At 72.0% G+C, this 16,502-nt stretch carries 17 protein-coding genes; 7 read left to right on the top strand and 10 right to left on the bottom strand.

The window, feature by feature from the left end; all coding sequences use genetic code 11:
- Nucleotides 1-185: 185 nt before the first annotated feature.
- Nucleotides 186-797: a cysteine hydrolase family protein gene (locus tag BLW82_RS23765; protein ID WP_093508220.1), complete on the bottom strand. Its 612-nt coding sequence runs from the start codon at nucleotides 795-797 to the stop codon at nucleotides 186-188.
- A 240-nt stretch (nucleotides 798-1,037) separates the two neighbouring features.
- Here BLW82_RS23765 and BLW82_RS23760 point away from each other — a divergent pair, with 240 nt between their 5' ends.
- Nucleotides 1,038-1,574 (top strand): NUDIX hydrolase, encoded by a 537-nt coding sequence (locus tag BLW82_RS23760; protein WP_093501552.1) that lies wholly within the window; start codon nucleotides 1,038-1,040, stop codon nucleotides 1,572-1,574.
- On the opposite strand, the gene BLW82_RS23755 is transcribed toward BLW82_RS23760, so the two are convergent.
- Nucleotides 1,508-2,272, bottom strand: coding sequence for a metallophosphoesterase family protein (locus tag BLW82_RS23755; RefSeq protein ID WP_256215930.1), 765 nt, complete (start codon nucleotides 2,270-2,272; stop codon nucleotides 1,508-1,510). The two genes, BLW82_RS23760 and BLW82_RS23755, sit on opposite strands and share 67 nt — an antisense overlap.
- Nucleotides 2,269-5,217 carry an FAD-binding and (Fe-S)-binding domain-containing protein gene (locus tag BLW82_RS23750; RefSeq protein WP_371131504.1) on the bottom strand — a complete coding sequence of 983 codons (2,949 nt, stop codon included), beginning with the start codon at nucleotides 5,215-5,217 and terminating at the stop codon, nucleotides 2,269-2,271. Before BLW82_RS23750 ends, BLW82_RS23755 begins: the two co-directional genes overlap by 4 nt.
- A gap of 165 nt (nucleotides 5,218-5,382) precedes the next feature.
- Here BLW82_RS23750 and serC point away from each other — a divergent pair, with 165 nt between their 5' ends.
- Nucleotides 5,383-6,501, top strand: a complete 1,119-nt coding sequence (gene serC, locus BLW82_RS23745) for a phosphoserine transaminase (protein WP_093501548.1) — start codon at nucleotides 5,383-5,385, stop codon at nucleotides 6,499-6,501.
- Nucleotides 6,502-6,670: 169 nt separating this feature from the next.
- A complete protein-coding gene (locus BLW82_RS23740) occupies nucleotides 6,671-7,153 on the top strand; it encodes a hypothetical protein (protein WP_093501546.1) in 483 nt (160 codons plus the stop codon).
- A gap of 54 nt (nucleotides 7,154-7,207) precedes the next feature.
- Here BLW82_RS23740 and gcvH read toward each other — a convergent pair whose 3' ends face one another.
- From gcvH to BLW82_RS23725, 3 genes are all read right to left on the bottom strand, one after another.
- Entirely contained in the window at nucleotides 7,208-7,591 is a 384-nt protein-coding gene (gcvH, locus tag BLW82_RS23735) for a glycine cleavage system protein GcvH (protein ID WP_093501544.1), read from the bottom strand.
- Between the two features lie 297 nt (nucleotides 7,592-7,888).
- Nucleotides 7,889-8,428: a hypothetical protein gene (locus tag BLW82_RS23730; RefSeq protein WP_093501542.1), complete on the bottom strand. Its 540-nt coding sequence runs from the start codon at nucleotides 8,426-8,428 to the stop codon at nucleotides 7,889-7,891.
- A 149-nt stretch (nucleotides 8,429-8,577) separates the two neighbouring features.
- Nucleotides 8,578-9,576 carry a TolB-like translocation protein gene (locus BLW82_RS23725; RefSeq protein WP_093501540.1) on the bottom strand — a complete coding sequence of 333 codons (999 nt, stop codon included), beginning with the start codon at nucleotides 9,574-9,576 and terminating at the stop codon, nucleotides 8,578-8,580.
- Nucleotides 9,577-9,670: 94 nt separating this feature from the next.
- On the opposite strand from BLW82_RS23725, the gene BLW82_RS23720 reads away from it, so the two are divergent.
- Together BLW82_RS23720 and BLW82_RS23715 are read left to right on the top strand one after the other, a co-directional pair.
- Nucleotides 9,671-10,354: a GDSL-type esterase/lipase family protein gene (locus BLW82_RS23720; protein ID WP_093501538.1), complete on the top strand. Its 684-nt coding sequence runs from the start codon at nucleotides 9,671-9,673 to the stop codon at nucleotides 10,352-10,354.
- 198 nt (nucleotides 10,355-10,552) lie between these two features.
- Complete coding sequence (locus BLW82_RS23715; RefSeq protein ID WP_093501536.1) at nucleotides 10,553-11,545, top strand: aldo/keto reductase; 993 nt, start codon at nucleotides 10,553-10,555, stop codon at nucleotides 11,543-11,545.
- Between the two features lie 184 nt (nucleotides 11,546-11,729).
- On the opposite strand, the gene thpR is transcribed toward BLW82_RS23715, so the two are convergent.
- Nucleotides 11,730-12,302 (bottom strand): RNA 2',3'-cyclic phosphodiesterase, encoded by a 573-nt coding sequence (gene thpR, locus BLW82_RS23710; protein WP_093501534.1) that lies wholly within the window; start codon nucleotides 12,300-12,302, stop codon nucleotides 11,730-11,732.
- Between the two features lie 26 nt (nucleotides 12,303-12,328).
- Here thpR and BLW82_RS23705 point away from each other — a divergent pair, with 26 nt between their 5' ends.
- Nucleotides 12,329-12,847: a GNAT family N-acetyltransferase gene (locus BLW82_RS23705; protein WP_093501532.1), complete on the top strand. Its 519-nt coding sequence runs from the start codon at nucleotides 12,329-12,331 to the stop codon at nucleotides 12,845-12,847.
- Between the two features lie 35 nt (nucleotides 12,848-12,882).
- Here BLW82_RS23705 and BLW82_RS23700 read toward each other — a convergent pair whose 3' ends face one another.
- A complete protein-coding gene (locus BLW82_RS23700; protein WP_093501530.1) occupies nucleotides 12,883-14,232 on the bottom strand; it encodes an MFS transporter in 1,350 nt (449 codons plus the stop codon).
- A gap of 29 nt (nucleotides 14,233-14,261) precedes the next feature.
- Complete coding sequence (locus BLW82_RS23695) at nucleotides 14,262-14,699, bottom strand: MarR family winged helix-turn-helix transcriptional regulator (RefSeq protein WP_093501528.1); 438 nt, start codon at nucleotides 14,697-14,699, stop codon at nucleotides 14,262-14,264.
- Between the two features lie 153 nt (nucleotides 14,700-14,852).
- Here BLW82_RS23695 and BLW82_RS23690 point away from each other — a divergent pair, with 153 nt between their 5' ends.
- Nucleotides 14,853-15,047 (top strand): ribbon-helix-helix protein, CopG family, encoded by a 195-nt coding sequence (locus tag BLW82_RS23690; RefSeq protein WP_093501526.1) that lies wholly within the window; start codon nucleotides 14,853-14,855, stop codon nucleotides 15,045-15,047.
- Here BLW82_RS23690 and BLW82_RS23685 read toward each other — a convergent pair.
- Nucleotides 15,040-16,491, bottom strand: a complete 1,452-nt coding sequence (locus BLW82_RS23685) for an NCS2 family permease (RefSeq protein ID WP_093501524.1) — start codon at nucleotides 16,489-16,491, stop codon at nucleotides 15,040-15,042. The genes BLW82_RS23690 and BLW82_RS23685 overlap by 8 nt on opposite strands.
- Nucleotides 16,492-16,502: the final 11 nt, after the last annotated feature.

Below are 16,502 nucleotides of genomic sequence, written 5' to 3'. Positions count from 1 at the left end.
CTGGGGCCTGGGGCCTGGCGCCCGGGTCTGGTGCCGGGCCTGCCGGCCGGGTGCCGGCGCCCTGGGTGACCGGTCCTTCGTGGGTGCCCGGTCCTTCGCGGGTGCCCGGCCCTTCGCGGGTGCCCGGCCCTTCGCGGATGTCCGGTCCTTCATGGGTGTCCGGCCCTTCATGGGTGTCCGGGACGTCACCCCACCTGGGCAAGCAGTTCCTCGGTCGTGAGGATCGCGTGCGCGAAGGTCGGGCCGTTGAGGGCGTGGGCGGCATGCATGCCCTCCTGGGCGAAGGCGGCGGTGGCGTCCTTGACCAGGGTGACGTGGTACCCCAGCTCCATGCCGAAGCGGCCGGTCGCCTCGATGCAGGTGTTGGCGATCAGGCCGATCAGGACGATGCGCCGGATGCCGTGCTGCTTGAGCTGCAGATCGAGGTCGGTGTGGGCGAAGCCGCTCGACCCCCAGTGCTCGTGGGCGACGACGTCTCCGGGCTGGGGCTGGAAGTCGTCGCTGAACGTGCCGCCCCACGTGCCCTTGGCGAAGACCTCCTTCTCGGCCGCTCCGAGCTGGTAGGGAGTGGGGAAGTCGAAGGAGACGTAGTCGCCGGGCTCCCAGCGGTGGTGCGGCACGAAGACGATCTTCATGTCCCGGGCGCGTGCGGCCGCCACCACCTCCCGCAGGTGGTCGAGGAGGTGCACCTCCTCGGCGACCGCCTTCACGCGGGGCCAGATCTTGCCGCCCTCGCTGAGGAAGTCGTTGTAGGGGTCGACCAGCAGAATGGCGGTGGTCGAGGCGTCGTAGCCCATGACGGTCTCCTGTTCGGTCTGTTCCCAGGTCGCGCACTCCCAGGTCACGAGGGGCCCGGCCTGAGCGCGACCTCCGTGCTGCCGGGAACCCGTCCCCCATGAGGATTACGTACATCATCCTCAGAGCCAAACGGGGACGGATCGCACCCCTCCATGGTGGAAGCGGTCGGCCCGGGCCGCCTCCCGGCGCGCGCCCCGCGCTACGGCAGGTGCCGCGCCGACGCCTGCCATCCTGGGGCCATGGACGAACTGGTCGATCAGGTGGACGAGTTGGACCGAGTGGTGGGCGTGGTGGAGCGGGGCGAGGCCGTCCGGCGCCGGCTGCTGCACCGGATAGCGACGACCGTGTGCCGGGACCCCGACGGGCGGTTCCTCGTGCACCGCAGAGCCGAGACCATGCCCCGCTTTCCCGGACAGTTCGACTGGATGCTGGGCGGGGCCGCGGGCACCGGTGAGTCGTACGAGGAGGCCGCCGCACGGGAACTGGCCGAGGAGCTGGGGGTCAGGGCCCGGCCGCGCTTCGTGCTCAAGTTCCTGTGCCGGGGCGGGATCTCCCCCTACTGGCTGGGCCTGCACGAGGTCGTCGTCACGGGACCGCTCCGGCCGGATCCCGAGGAGATCGCCTGGCACGCGTGGGCGACGGAGTCCGAACTCTCCGCCTTCGCCGCCCGCGACTCCTTCGTCCCCGACGCCCGCGAGGCCCTGGCCCGCTATCGCGATCTCGCCCCGAACACCCCGAGCGCCTCCCCGTCCGAGGCCCGGGCCCGCAGGAAGTAGTCGGCCCATTCCCCGATGCCGGGGTAGGCGCACTCCGCCACGAGACGGGCGACGGCCGCCGGGACGTCGTACCGCGTGACGCGCAGGTCCGCTCCGGGACCGAGGAGGCACCAGTGGGCGCCGGGGCGGCCGTACGGCATGCCGACGCTGCCGGGGTTGACGACCAGGCGGCCGTGGGCGAGACGCAGGTAGGGCATGTGGGTGTGACCGCAGACCACGGTGCCGACGTCGGGCGGGACGGCGGCGAGGACCTCCGCCCAGCGCTCCAGCGGGGAGTCGACCAGGACGATCTCCTCGTCGTCGCGCGGGGTCGCGTGGCAGAAGAGGACGCGGCCGAGGCCCCGGACCGCGAGGGTGGCCGTCCCGGGGAGCGCCGCGAGGAAGTCGACCTGGTCGTCCCGGAGCGCGTCCGCCGCGAACGGGCCTATCGGGTCCGGGATCCCGGCGCGCTCTCCCCTGCGGTACTCCACCAGTTCCCGGTCGGCGTTCCCCGACAGCCACAGCACCCGGTCGCCCAGGGCGCGCAGCGCGTCGATCGTCTCGGCCGGCTGCGGGCCCGCCGTGATGTCGCCGGTGAGGACGATGCGGTCGGCCGCCGCCACCTCCGGCTCCGCGAGCACCGCCTCCAGCGCCGGGAGCACCCCGTGGACGTCGGAGAGCACCGCCACCCGGCCCAGCCCGGCCTCGCCGCCCGTCACTCGCCCTCTCCGTCCAGCGCCTGGGCCAGCACCTCCGCCAGATGCCGCCCTCGCACCCCCGCCAGCTGTTCCAGCTGCGTCCGGCACGAGAAGCCGTCGGCCAGGACCACCGTGCCGGGCTCCGCCTCCCGCACCGCGGGCAGGAGCTGTTCCTCCGCGCACGTTCTCGACACCTCGAAGTGACCTTTCTCGAAGCCGAAGTTGCCGGCCAGCCCGCAGCAGCCGCCGACGAGGTCGCCGGTGAGGGCGGCGGCCTCGCGGAGGCGGCGGTCGGGGGCGTCACCGAGGACCGCGTGCTGGTGGCAGTGGGTCTGGCCGGTGACCGGGCGGTCCAGGCGGGGCGGGGTCCAGTCGGGGGCCAGGCGGTCCAGCGCCTCCGCGAAGGTGAGCACCCGCGCGGCGAGCCGGGCGGCCCGGGGGTCGTCCGGGAGCAGCTCGGGCAGGTCGGCACGGAGGGCCGCGGCACAGCTGGGCTCCAGGACGACGAACGGCGGCGGATACCCGGGCCCGTCGGCCGGCTCCGTCTCCGGGGCCGGCTCCGGGTCCGGGTCCGTCTCCGCCGGCGGCAGGAGCGGCTCCAGCAGGTCCAGCGTCCGGCGCAACGCCGCGCGGGCCCGGTCCAGTTGGCCCGTCGACAGGTACGTCAGTCCACAGCAGGCACGCGCCCGGCGAATCCCCCACGGGAACGCCCCGAGGCCCCGCGACCGCCGCCGGTCCGGCAGCGGCACGACCGCCACGCCCGCCGCCTCCAGGACCCGCACGGCTGCTCGGCCCACGGACGGCGAGAGGTGCTCGGTGAACGTGTCCGGCCACAGGTACGCGGTCCGTTCCGGGACGTCCGGCCGCCGTCCCACGCGCACGTCCTCCGTCCGCTCCCGTGGGCGCCCGCGCTCCTGGCGCCGCTCCCAGCGGCTGAACGGCTGCGCCGCCAGGCGCGGGATCCGCCGCTCCGGAGCGATCCCGCCCAGCCGCTTGGCGAGCGCCGCCAGCGGCCCCACCGAGGCGAGCGCGTTGACCAGCCGGGCCGTGCGGGTCCTGGCCGCCCAGCCCAGCCACTTCGGCAGCCATCCCATGCTGTAGTGGGCGGCCGGCCGGCGCCTGCCCGCGTAGTGGTGGTGCAGGAACTCCGCCTTGTACGTCGCCATGTCCACCCCGACCGGGCAGTCCGACCGGCAGCCCTTGCAGGACAGGCAGAGGTCGAGGGCGTCGCGGACCTCCGTCGAGCGCCAGCCGTCCGTCACCAGTTCGCCCGCCAGCATCTCGTGCAGCAGCCGGGCCCGGCCGCGCGTGGAGTGTGCCTCCTCGCCCGTGGCCCGGAAGGACGGGCACATGACGGAGGCGCCGGGCGGCCCGGTCGTGCGGCACTTCGCCACGCCCACGCAGCGGCGGACGGCCGCGGTGAAGTCGCCGCCGTCGGACGGGTAGCCGAAGGCCACGGGCACCGGCTCGCGCGGGAGGACGGTGAAGCGGAGGTTCGTGTCCAGGGGCGCGGGCCGGACCAGCATGCCCGGGTTCAGGAGGTCGTCCGGGTCCCAGACGCCCTTCGCCCGCTCGAACAGGGCCACCAGCTCCGCGCCGTACATCTTCGGGAGCAGTTCCGCCCGCGCCTGGCCGTCCCCGTGCTCCCCGGACAGGGATCCGCCGTGGGCCACCACCACGTCCGCCAGCTCCTCGGAGAACCGCCGGAAGCGGGCCACACCCGCCTCGCTCACCAGGTCGAAGTCGATGCGGACGTGGATGCAGCCGTCGCCGAAGTGGCCGTACGGCGTGCCGCGCAGGTGGTGGGCCGTCAGCAGGGCACGGAAGTCGCGCAGGTAGGCGCCCAGGCGGGCCGGCGGTACCGCGCAGTCCTCCCAGCCCGGCCAGGCCTCTCTGCCGTCCGGCATCCGGGTCGCCGTGCCGGAGGCGTCCTCGCGGACACGCCACAGCGCGCGCTGCCCGGCCGCGTCGGTGACGACCAGGGCGTCCAGGACGTCCGCGGCCCGGACGATCTCCTCCGCACGCGCGCGTGCCTCCGCCGCCGTCCCGCCGCCCGTCTCGACGAACAGCCAGGCCCCGCCCCGGGGCAGGCCGGCCGGGGACGGCACCAGGTCGGCCGCCATGCCCTCGACGGTGAGCGGTCCGTACCGCAGCAGCCCGGCCGCCGCCTCCGCCGCCGCGCTCTCGCCGCCGTAGCCGAGCACCGCCAGCGCACGCGCGGGTGGCGCGTCCACGAGCCGTACGGTCGCCTCCGTGAGGATCCCCAGCGTGCCCTCGCTGCCGCAGAAGGCGCGGGCGACGTCCGCGCCCCGCTCGGGGAGGAGGGCGTCCAGGGCGTAGCCGGAGATGCGGCGGGGGAGGTCGGGGAAGCCCGTGCGCAGCCGCGCCAACTCCCCCTCGACAAGCTGCCGCAGACCCTCCGGCGCCCCGGCCCAGTCCCGCCCCGGGCGCAGCCGCCGCCCCCGCGCGGTGAGCACGTCCAGCTCCCGGACGTTGTCCGCGGTCGTCCCCCAGGCCACGCTGTGCGAGCCGCAGGAGTTGTTGCCGATCATCCCGCCGAGCGTGCAGCGGCCGTGCGTGGAGGGGTCCGGGCCGAAGCGCAGGCCGTGCGGGGCGGCGGCCTCCTGGAGGCGGTCGAGGACCAGACCCGGCTGGACGACGGCCGTCCGGGTGACCGGGTCCAGGCCGACCAGGCGGTTCATGTGACGGGTGAAGTCCAGGACCACACCCGTGCCCGTCGCCTGGCCCGCGATCGACGTGCCCCCGCCGCGCGCGACCACCGGCACTCCGTGGCCGCGGCACACCTCCAGGACGGCCGCCACGTCGTCCGCGTCCCGGGGGGCCACCACCCCTCGCGGGACCCGCCGGTAGTTGGACGCGTCCATGGTGACCAGGGCCCGGGACGTGACGTCGAAGCCGACCTCACCCCGGACCGCGCGCCTCAGTTCCGCCTCGAGTCCCGCCAGATCCGTCATGCGTCCAGGATGCATCCGATCACACTCAGTCACCGATCCTTTTCCACAGCCACGCCAATATCGTCGTACAACCTCACAAGTCCAGGGCCTGGTGATCTCGTCTCATCGAACGGACACGGTTCCGTCCCGTTTCGACCAACGGCTACCCTCCGACTCGTGGCTGACATCCAGATTCCTGCTGACATCAAGCCCGCGGACGGTCGGTTCGGCGCGGGTCCCTCCAAGGTGCGGGTGGAGGCGCTGGACGCGCTGGCCGCCACCGGTACGTCCCTCCTCGGTACCTCCCACCGCCAGGCCCCGGTCAAGAACCTGGTCGGCCGGGTCCGCGAGGGCATCAGCGCCCTGTTCTCCCTCCCGGACGGCTACGAGGTCGTCCTCGGCAACGGCGGCTCCACCGCCTTCTGGGACGTCGCCACCCACGGTCTGATCGACGCCAAGTCGCAGCACCTCAACTTCGGTGAGTTCTCCTCCAAGTTCGCCAAGGCCGCCAAGCTCGCCCCCTGGCTGGCCGAGCCCACCGTCATCGCCTCCGACCCGGGCACCCACCCGGAGCCGCGGGCCGAGGCCGGCGTCGACGTGTACGCCTTCACCCACAACGAGACCTCGACCGGCGTCGCCATGCCGATCAGGCGGGTCGCGGGCGCCGACGAAGGCGCGCTGGTCCTCGTGGACGCCACCTCGGGCGCCGGCGGCCTCCCGGTCGACGTCGCCGAGACCGACGTCTACTACTTCGCCCCGCAGAAGTCCTTCGCCTCCGACGGCGGTCTGTGGATCGGCGTCTTCTCCCCGGCCGCGATCGAGCGCGCCGAGCGCGTCCACGCGTCCGGCCGCCACGTCCCGGAGTTCTTCAGCCTCCCCACGGCGATCGACAACTCCCGCAAGAACCAGACGTACAACACCCCGGCCCTCGCCACCCTGTTCCTGCTCGACCAGCAGCTGCAGTGGCTCAACGGCCAGGGCGGCCTCGCCTGGGCGACGGCCCGCACGAAGGACTCCTCGACCCGCCTGTACACCTGGGCGGAGGAGTCCAAGTACGCCACCCCGTTCGTCGCCGACCCGGCCCAGCGCTCGCAGGTCATCGGCACCATCGACTTCGCCGACGAGATCGACGCGGCCGCCGTCGCCAAGGTGCTGCGCGCCAACGGCGTCGTCGACACCGAGCCCTACCGCAAGCTCGGCCGCAACCAGCTGCGCGTCGCGATGTTCCCGGCGATCGACCCGGCGGACGTCGAGGCGCTGACGAAGTGCGTCGACTACGTCATCGAGAAGCTGTAGCGGCAGCGTGCCGCCCCGGCACCAACTCCCGTGACAAGCTGCTGGTTTACGCGGAAGGCATGATCAAGGCAAAGCCTTCCACGGGCCGTTGAGTCCCCTTCGTCGCACACCGGACACTATGTGACCCCTGCGCCCCCCGGGCCGTGCGACGAAGGAGATCCACGCGTACATGAACAGACCGATACCGGGCACCGTCGAGGTCGCGGTGCGACACATCCTCAGCGACAAGGTCACCGGCTTCCTCGTCCGGACCCGCAGCATCACCTGGAAGGACGGCATCGTCCGGGTGCGTCGCCCGCAGTCCGGCAAGCAGACCGTGGAGCTCACCTGCACCGTCTGCGACGCCTCCCTGCTGGCCGAGGTCCGCACCGAGGCCCACGCCCGGAGGGCCAGGGTCGTCTTCGGCGTCCTGGCCGCCCTCTGCGTGATCGCCTTCTTCGCGGCCCTGGCCTACGCCGTCCACGAGGGCGGCAGGACCCTGCCCGAAGGCCAGTCGCTGCCGGCCCTGTTCCCGGTCAGCATCGTCTCGGTCTTCGTCACGTTCGCCGTCACTCCGGCGCTCGCCCTCCGCAGCCGCTTCTACAACGGCGTCAGCCTGCTGGACGCCCCCAGACCACGCCGCAGGCACGCGATCAGGCCCGTGAAGGGCTGAGCGCCGGGCGTACCGAGGGGCGCTCGCGGAGCACCGCGGGCGCCCCTCGCACCGTCACTCCCCGATGAGCTTCCGGTACGCCTTGGCGTCGAGCAGTCCGTCGGAGGATGCCCCGCCCTTGGCCTTGATCCTGAAGAGCCACGTGTCGTAGGCGTCGGAGTTGACTTCCTCGGGGCTCTCGACGGCCTCCTCGTTGACCGCGACGATCTCGCCGTCCAGCGGGCTGAAGATGTCGGACGCGGCCTTGACCGACTCGACCACGCCGATGGCATCACCCACCTGGACCTTCAAGCCGACCTTGGGCAGCTCGAAGAAGACGATGTCACCCAGCGTGTTCTGGGCGTGGTCGGTGATGCCGACGGTCAGGCTGCCGTCCGCCTCGGTGCGGATCCACTCGTGTTCGTCGGTGTAGCGCAGATCGGCGGGCACTCGGGACATGTCAGGACTCCTTCGGCGGTCGCGGTGCGATCGGGAACAGCCTGACGCCCCGTATCCACGCATCCGTGCATTTCCGGCGGCACGGTCGACCATGCAGGTGACGGCGCGTCACCTCCCGTGCGGCACCGGAGGCCGCCCGCCTCAGGGCGCCGTACAGGTCACGCTCGGCACGGCGCCGCCGCCCGGCGCGCCGCGGAACCCCAGGCGCACCGAGCCGCCGACCGGGACCGACCCGTTGTGCGCGGCGTTCACGGCGGTGACGGTTCCGCCGGCGCCCCGGCCTGGCCGCGCTGGGTGTCAGGTGCCGGGGTTGCCGACCGTGGCGGTGACGGCGCCGATCGTGCCGGTGCTGGCGAGGGTGACCGAGACCGTGACGGGCCGGATCGGGTTGGGCGGCACGATCGGGTTCGGCGGTACGAGGGGCGAGATCAGCAGGAAGCGCGGCTTGATCTTGAGCGTCGTGGTCGCCGCCGCCGAGAACGGCAGGCTGTCCCGGTCCGCGCCGACGAGGTCGTACGTCCCGCCGCTGGGGTCGCCGGTGCCGGAGGTGTCGTCCAGGTCGCTGATGATCTGCGCGGTGCCGCCGCCGGCCGCGTTCGGGACGGTGATGACGGAGACGTCGAGGGTGCCCGTGACGGCGATGTTCTCGCTCGGGCCCTTGAAGGTGCCCCTGATCGGCAGGCGCACCGAGCGGACCTGCGGGACGGCGACGGCAGCGGCCCGTGCCGTCCGGCCCGGCCCGGCCGCGGCGGGGCTCGCGGCGGCGGGGACGGCCAGGGCCAGGGCGGCCGTGAGCAGGCAGACGTGTGCGGTCAGGCGCGGGGCGTCATGGCGCATGGGTGCTCCCGTTCCGTGCGGCGGGACCCGGTGCCGCCTGGTTGCCGCCCCGTCCCGCGGGACGGTTCCCAGCCTGCCCGGACCGGCGCGGGGCCGCCCGGCCGGTGGGCCGGACGGGTGACGTCCGGCGGGCGTCCGGGGGTGCCCGGTCAGTGCCGGCGGGTGGACGGGCGCCGCAGCCGCCGCAGCCCGAAGAGAGCGAGCACGGCGACCCCGACGGCGACGGCGCCGACCTTGGCCCCGGCACTGGGGGAGCTTCCGCCGTCGCTCCCGGCGGCGGAACCGCCGCCGGCCGACGGCGGCGACGCCTTGCCCGACCCGCCCGGCACGTCCTCGGCCTGCACCGGGCTGTCGGCGCCCTCGCTGCCGTACAGCAGCCTGGTGCCGTCGACGGAGTAGGTGAGCGACTCGCCCTGCTTCTGGAGCGGCACGTCGAGCCGGCCCTCGCGCTTGATCTTCCCGCCGTTCCAGTCGTAGTAGACGCCGCCGAAGTAGCCGCGTACCGCGAGCTGCGTGCCGTCCGGCGAGAAGGCGGCGTCGGTGGCCCAGAGGTCGACGGAGGCGACGGGCCTGAAGATGTTCGTGCCCGTCGGGGAGAGGGTCGCCGGACCCGCGTACAGGTGCCCGCCGTCCTCCTTCTTGTCGATGATGTACACCCGCCCGGTCTTGGGGTGGACTACGAGCGACTCGGCGTTCCGGGCGCCGTCGGAGTACTTGACGACGTACTGCGTGGCCCGGACGGTCTGGTCGACGAGCTTCTTCGGCTCGGGCAGCTTGTAGATCCAGACGTACGGCCAGCTGCCGTCGAGGTTGTCGCCGATGTCGCCGACGTAGATCTGGTTGCCGGGGCCGATGGAGATGGCCTCGACGTCCCGCGGCCTGCCGACGCCGCTGAGCGTGATCCTGGCGACGGTCTTCCCGGTCGCGCTGTCGACGGCGTAGATGTACGGGCCGTCGCCGCTGTCGTTGTGCGTCCAGTAGATGCCGGGGTGCAGGTGGGAGGCGGCGAGACCGCTGGACTCGGCGATCCGCGGGTCCGTGATCGTGAATCCCTGGTCACCGGCGCCGTCGGCGGCGGAGGCGGGTGCGGCGGCCAGGGCGCCCGTGAGCAGGACACCGGCGAGGAGGGCGAGCGATCGTGGACGCATGGGCCCAAGCCTGCCATCCCGCGCTGTGTCCGGACGCGGCGGACGTGTCGGTCCTCACACCCCGCCGCCCCCGCTGATCGTCCATCATGAGCGGATGCTCAGGTTCATGCCCGTCGGGGACTCGATGACGATCGGCAGCGCGGGCGAGCACACATGGCGGTACCGCATGTGGCAGCACCTGTGCGCGACGTACGGCGGCCCGTTCACGCTGGTCGGCCCCCGCGAGACGCTGTACGACAAGCAGGCCGACGCGCCCACCTCGTACGCCTACGCCGACCCCGGCTTCCCCCGCGGCCACCTGGCCGGCTGGGGCGAGGGCTGGCTGCACATGGCGCCGCTGATCGGGGAGGCGGTGCGCTCCTGCCGCGCCGACGTCCTGCTCGTCTCCCTCGGCCTGATCGACCTGGGCTTCTACACGAACGCCGAGCAGACGGCGGCGAACGCGCGGACCTTCGTCGCGAACGCGCGGGAGGCCAACGCGCGCATCCACATGGTGCTCCTGCCGGTGATCCCGAACATCCGCGCGACGACGGACGAGCCGTTCGCGGAACAGGTGACCCTCTTCAACGAACTCCTGGCGAAGACGGCGGCCGACCTGGACGAACCCCGCTCCCCGGTCCTCATGGCCGCACCTCCGGAGCCGTACGACATCCACACGGACACCTACGACGGCACCCACCCCAACGCGAACGGCGAGCACCGGATCGCGGGGGCCTTCGCGGAGGCGATGTGGCAGGACTGGGACCTGGGCGGGGAGTACGCGGCCGGAAGCAGTTGACCGAGTTCGGCCGCTTCCCGGTCACCCTGTGTGTCGTTGGACCGCGCGGCCGAACTCGTGCGGAGAGCAGCCGGGGGTGCGCTCCAGGACGACCGTCCCCGAAGACAGGACCGACGAGTTCCCGACCGACTGGTTCCCCCGGCCGAGCACCCCGAAGCCCTTGCCTAGAGCGCACTCCACGCCGTTGGCTGGGTGACCATGAAGTACACGCAGCTCGGACGTACCGGACTCAAGGTCAGCCGACTCGTCCTCGGCACCATGAACTTCGGCCCCCAGACCGACGAGGCCGACAGCCACGCGATCATGGACGCGGCCCTCGACGCCGGCATCAACTTCTTCGACACCGCCAACGTGTACGGGTGGGGTGAGAACAAGGGGCGGACCGAGGAGATCATCGGCAACTGGTTCGCCAAGAGCCCCGTCCACCGCGACAAGGTCGTGCTCGCCACCAAGGTGTACGGCAACATGGCCGCCGACGGGGACGCCTGGCCCAACCACGACAAGCTCTCCGCGCTGAACATCCGGCGCGCGGTGGACGCCAGCCTCAAGCGGCTGCAGACCGACTACATCGACCTCTACCAGTTCCACCACGTCGACCGCCGGACCCCCTTCGAGGAGATCTGGCAGGCGATCGACACCCTCGTCACGCAGGGGAAGATCCTCTACGTCGGCTCCTCCAACTTCCCCGGCTACAAGATCGCCCAGGCCAACGAGATCGCCGCCCGGCGCGGCGGGACCATCGGCCTGGTCAGCGAGCAGTGCCTGTACAACCTCGCCGAGCGCCGCGCCGAGATGGAGGTCATCCCGGCCGCGCAGGAGTACGGCCTCGGGGTCATCCCCTGGTCGCCGCTGCAGGGCGGCCTGCTCGGCGGTGTGCTCAAGAAGGAGGTCGAGGGCGGGCGCCGGGCCAGTGGCCGCGCCGCGGACTCCCTCGCCAACACCACCATCCGCGCCCAGATCCAGGCCTACGAGGACCTGCTGGACAAGCACGGCGTGGAGCCGGGCGAGGCCGCCCTGGCCTGGCTGCTCACGCGTCCGGGTGTCACCGGCCCGATCGTCGGCCCCCGGACCGCGGAGCAGCTGGAGTCGGCCCTGCGGGCCGTGGAACTCGAGCTGAGCGCGGACCTGTTGGAAGGCCTGGACGAGATCTTCCCGGGCCCGGGCCCCTCCCCGGAGGCCTTCGCCTGGTAGGCGCCCCGTAGAGGCGCGGGGAACTGCGCGACCGGCCACCGCCGGCCCGCGGCCGGCAACGGCGGCCGCGGTTCCCCGCTCTCTCGCTCACCTCATGGCCGACGCCACCGCCACCACCACGAACAACAACGCCAGCGCAACGGCCATGATCCGGTTCCGGGTCTTCGGGTCCACGGCAACGAGCCTAACCGGCCGCCCCCAGCTCCCAGCGGCCGACCACCTCGTACCGCGGCTGCTCCCCCGGCACCCCCGAGGTCGGCAGACTGCTCCGCACCAGCGCCAGCTCCCCGACCGTCCAGGTCCGGCTCGCGAACTCGGCGAGCAGCGCGACGTACGGCCGTACCTGCACCGCGTCCCGGCTGCGGGCCACCGTCAGGTGGGCCTTGTAGCGGCGGTGCTCCCCCATCGGCAGGCCCGCTCTCCGGGCCGCCGCCTCCGCGCGGTCGGCCAGCAGGCGGAGGGTGTCCAGGTCGCCGTCGGCCCCCGCCCACAGCGCCCTGCCGTGCCCGAACTGCCCGCCGCCCGCGACGGCCAGCGCGAAGGGCGGGGTGCGGTGGGCGGCGCGGGCGAGGCGGTCCGCGAGATCCGGTACGACGTCGTCGTCGACCTCGCCGTAGAACGCGAGGGTGTAGTGCCAGCCGGGGCGGCCGGTCCAGCGCAGCGCTCCCGCGCCGGGCAGCTTCTTCAACCCGGCCACCCGCTCGGCGAGTTCGGCGGCCACGTCGTCCGGGGGCAGCACGGCGGCGAAGAGTCTCATGCGGACCACCCTGCCATCATGGGGCGATGCGGATCACCATCACAGAAGCCGGACCCGACGACATACCCGTGATCCTCGGCATGCTCGACAGCTGCGTGGAGTGGCTGGTGGGGCTGGGGCGGACCGAGCAGTGGGGGACGACGCCGCTGTCGGCGAACGAGAAGACCGCCGAGTCGGTCGCCCGGTACATGGCCGAGGGCGTGACGTACCTCGCCGAGGCGGACGGGGTGCCCGCCGCCACGCTCACCCTGACCGACGCGCCCGGCGCCTACCTGGCCCATCTGCCGCCGCCCGGTGAGCCCGAGCGGTACATCCACTGGCTCGCCTCCGACCGCCGCTTCAAGGGCCACGGCATCGGCAGCGCCCTGCTGGCGCACGCGGCCGAGGAGACCCGGCGGGCGGGGGTCGCGCTGCTGCGGGTGGACTGCTACGCGGGCGCCGACGGGAAGCTCGTCCGCTACTACGAGAGCAACGGCTTCACCCGCACCGACACCTATACGGCGATGCGCGACTGGCCGGGACAGGTGCTGGCCCGGAGGCTGTAGCCGGCCTCCGGGCCGCAGTCGCGGCTTCGCGTGTCTCAGGCCGCCGGTGCGAGCTGTTCCTGCTGCTCTCTCGGGACGAAACGGACCCGCGGGTGGCCGCCGTGCCAGCCGACCGACAGGCGGAGGTTGCCGACCCGGGCGAGGACCAGGCCGATGACGATCGCCGCGGCCGCGGCGATCGCACCGCCGACGGCGAGGCCCGCCCGGACGCCGTAGGTGTCGGTGATCCAGCCGGCGATGGGCGCGCCGATGGGCGAGCCGCCCATGAACACCATCATGTAGAGGGCCATCACCCGGCCTCGCATGGCCGGGTCGGTGCCCATCTGGACGGTGGTGTTGGCGGTGACGTTGACCGTCATGCCGAACATGCCGATCGGGACCATGAGCAGGGAGAAGAGCCAGAGGGAGGGGGCGGTCGCGGCCACCAGTTCCAGGCCGCCGAAGGCGACCGCCGCCGCGAGCATCACGCGCAGCTTGGCCGTGCCGCGTCGGGCCGCGAGGAGGGCACCGGCCAGGGAGCCGACGGCCATCAGGGTGTTGAAGAGGCTGTAGGAACCGGCACCGGCGTGGAAGACGCCGTCCGCGAAGGCGGAGAGGTAGACGGGGAAGTTGAAGCCGAAGGTGCCGACGAAGCCGATCATGATGATGGTCCAGGTCAGGTCCGGGCGTCCGGCGACATAGCGCAGGCCCTCTCTGAGCTGGCCCTTCCCCTTCGGGGCGCGCCGCACCACGTGCAGCTCACGCGCCCGCATCAGCAGCAGGCCGACGAGCGGGGCGACGAAGGACAGGCCATTGAAGAGGAATGCCCAGCCGGTGCCCACGCCGGTGATCATGAGGCCGGCGACGGCCGGCCCGACCAGGCGGGCGGACTGGAAGTTCGCGGAGTTCAGGCTGACCGCGTTCTGCAGCTGGTCCGGGCCGACCATCTCGGAGACGAAGGACTGGCGGGCCGGGTTGTCGACGACCGTGGCGAGGCCGACGGCGAAGGCGGCGAGGTAGACGTGCCAGACCTGGACGTGGCCGGAGAGGGTCAGCAGGGCCAGCGCGATGCCGGTGAGGGCCATCGACGTCTGCGTGACGAGGAGGGCGCGCCGCTTGTTGAGGCGGTCGACCAGGACCCCGCCGTAGAGGCCGAAGAGGAGCATCGGCAGGAACTGCAGGGCGGTGGTGACGCCGACGGCGGTCGCGGAGCCGGTGAGGCTGAGGACCAGCCAGTCCTGCGCGATGCGCTGCATCCAGGTGCCTATGTTCGAGACGACCTGGCCGGCGAAGAACAGCCGGTAGTTCCTGACCTTCAGCGAGCTGAACATCGAGGACTTGCGGGCTGCGGGGGTAGTAGGGGCGGTCGGTGCGGGGGCGGAAGGTGTTCCGGGTCCCGTACTCAAACGGATTCGCCTCCTCCTTCTATCGGCTGTTACAGGTGTGCGAGCTTCTCCAGCACGGGGGCGGCGGCGCGGAGTTTCGCCCACTCGTCCTCGTCGAGACCGTCGACCAAGCCGGCCAGGAACGCGTTGCGCTTGCGACGGCTCTCTTCGAGCATCGTCTCGGCCTGTTCGGTCTTGGTGACGACCTTCTGGCGCCGGTCCTCCGGGTGCGGCTCCAGCCGGACCAGTCCCTTGGCCTCCAGCAGCGCGACGATGCGGGTCATCGAGGGCGGCTGCACGTGCTCCTTGCGGGCCAGCTCACCGGGGGTGGCCTGACCGCAGTTGGAGAGGGTGCCCAGCACCGACATCTCGGTGGGGCTCAATGACTCGTCGACCCTCTGGTGCTTGAGCCGTCGCGAGAGTCGCATCACGGCGGAACGGAGGGAGTTCACGGCGGCCACATCGTCGCCATGGGTAAGGTCCGGCATGTTCTTTAGAGTAACTCATTACCCTCTCTAAAGACCACTCGGACACGCCGATATGCCCGTGACCTCGGCCACTGAACCTCTTCATCACCCTTCCGAGTGAGTCAGAACCGGAAAGTGACGCATCGGGCGCGCGGATGTGGCGCCCTCGTACCCATGGGGACCAGTGTGCTCAGCCTGCGGATAGACGGGGAGCTGCTCGACCGGCTCCGATGCCACGCGGCGAAAAGGGGAATGAGCGTCCAGGACTACGTGGTCCGGACGCTCATTCGGGACGACTTCGACGAACGGTTCTCGGCCGCCGTCGAGGAGACGGAGAGGTTCTACGGCGACCAGGTCAAGGTCACGTGAGCCCCAGCGCCGGCATCAGGTAGTAGAAGGCGAATACCGCCGAGACGACGTACATCGCGACCGGGATCTCCCGGGCCCGGCCGGCGGCCAGGCGCAGCACCACGAAGGTGATGAAGCCCATGCCGATGCCGTTCGTGATCGAGTAGGTGAACGGCATCATCACCATGGTCACGAAGGCCGGGACCGCGAGCGTGTAGTCGGCCCAGTCGATCTCCTTGACCGAGCCGGCCAGGATCAGGAAGCCGACCGCGAACAGCGCCGGGGTGGCCGCCTGGGACGGGACCATCGTGGCGACGGGAGTGAGGAACAGCGCCACGGCGAACAGGCCGCCGGTGACGACGTTGGCGAAGCCGGTGCGGGCGCCCTCGCCGACGCCCGCCGTCGACTCGACGAAGCAGGTGGTGGCGGAGGAGGAGCTGGCACCGCCGACCGCGACGGCGACACCGTCGATGAAGAGGACCTTGTTGATGCCCGGCATGTAGCCCTGGGCGTCGGTCAGCTTGGCCTCGTCGCTGACGCCCATGATCGTGCCCATGGCGTCGAAGAAGCAGGACAGCAGGACGGTGAAGACGAACAGGATGCCGGTCAGCACGCCGACCTTGCCGAAGCCGCCGAAGAGGCTGACCTTGCCGATCAGGCCGAAGTCCGGGGAGGCGACGGGGTTGCCGGGCCAGGTCGGGACGGTCAGACCCCAGGTGGTCACGTGCGCCACGGCGTTGATGATCAGCGCCAGCACGGTCATCGCGACGATCGAGATCAGGATCGCGCCGGACACCTTGCGGACGATCAGCGCGAGGGTGAGCAGGACGCCGAGCACGAAGACGAGCACCGGCCAGCCGTTGAGGTGACCGTCGGCGCCGAGCTGGAGCGGGACGGTGGTCTGGGCGACGTCCGGGATACGGGTGACGAAGCCGGAGTCCACCAGACCGATCAGCATGATGAACAGGCCGATACCGATCGAGATCGCCTTGCGCAGGCTGTAGGGGACGGCGTTCATCACGCGCTCGCGCAGACCGCTGGCAACCAGCAGCATCACGACGATGCCGGCCAGCACCACCATGCCCATGGCGTCCGGCCAGGACATCCGGGGGGCCAGCTGGAGCGCCACGACGGAGTTCACGCCGAGGCCGGCGGCGAGCGCGATGGGGACGTTGCCGATGACGCCCATCAGCAGCGTCGTGAAGGCCGCGGTGATGACCGTGGCGGTGACCAGCTGACCGTGGTCGAGCTGATGGCCGTACATGTCCTTCGCGCTGCCGAGAATGATCGGGTTCAGCACGATGATGTACGCCATCGCGAAGAACGTGGCGAAGCCGCCGCGCACCTCGCGGGCCAGGGTGCTGCCCCGCTCGGAGATCTTGAAGTAACGATCCAGCGCGCCGTACGCGGGGGTCGCACCCGGCTGTTCGGGGGCGGGGGCCTGAGTGGAAGCCGGGGTCGACATTGGAGTTTCCT

The organism is Streptomyces sp. Ag109_O5-10 (genome assembly GCF_900105755.1).
In the GTDB taxonomy this organism is placed as follows: Bacteria; Actinomycetota; Actinomycetes; order Streptomycetales; family Streptomycetaceae; genus Streptomyces.
This window is presented reverse-complemented; position numbering and strand designations above follow the sequence as displayed.

Excerpts from the sequence above, each read along its gene's own strand:
- BLW82_RS23765 (WP_093508220.1), bottom strand. The coding sequence starts at position 797 with ATGGGCTACGACGCCTCGACCACCGCCATTCTGCTGGTCGACCCCTAC.
- BLW82_RS23760 (WP_093501552.1), top strand. The coding sequence starts at position 1,038 with ATGGACGAACTGGTCGATCAGGTGGACGAGTTGGACCGAGTGGTGGGC.
- BLW82_RS23740 (WP_093501546.1), top strand. The coding sequence starts at position 6,671 with ATGAACAGACCGATACCGGGCACCGTCGAGGTCGCGGTGCGACACATC.
- gcvH (WP_093501544.1), bottom strand. The coding sequence starts at position 7,591 with ATGTCCCGAGTGCCCGCCGATCTGCGCTACACCGACGAACACGAGTGG.
- BLW82_RS23730 (WP_093501542.1), bottom strand. The coding sequence starts at position 8,428 with ATGCGCCATGACGCCCCGCGCCTGACCGCACACGTCTGCCTGCTCACG.
- BLW82_RS23725 (WP_093501540.1), bottom strand. The coding sequence starts at position 9,576 with ATGCGTCCACGATCGCTCGCCCTCCTCGCCGGTGTCCTGCTCACGGGC.
- BLW82_RS23720 (WP_093501538.1), top strand. The coding sequence starts at position 9,671 with ATGCTCAGGTTCATGCCCGTCGGGGACTCGATGACGATCGGCAGCGCG.
- BLW82_RS23715 (WP_093501536.1), top strand. The coding sequence starts at position 10,553 with ATGAAGTACACGCAGCTCGGACGTACCGGACTCAAGGTCAGCCGACTC.
- thpR (WP_093501534.1), bottom strand. The coding sequence starts at position 12,302 with ATGAGACTCTTCGCCGCCGTGCTGCCCCCGGACGACGTGGCCGCCGAA.
- BLW82_RS23705 (WP_093501532.1), top strand. The coding sequence starts at position 12,329 with ATGCGGATCACCATCACAGAAGCCGGACCCGACGACATACCCGTGATC.
- BLW82_RS23695 (WP_093501528.1), bottom strand. The coding sequence starts at position 14,699 with ATGCCGGACCTTACCCATGGCGACGATGTGGCCGCCGTGAACTCCCTC.
- BLW82_RS23690 (WP_093501526.1), top strand. The coding sequence starts at position 14,853 with ATGGGGACCAGTGTGCTCAGCCTGCGGATAGACGGGGAGCTGCTCGAC.
- BLW82_RS23685 (WP_093501524.1), bottom strand. The coding sequence starts at position 16,491 with ATGTCGACCCCGGCTTCCACTCAGGCCCCCGCCCCCGAACAGCCGGGT.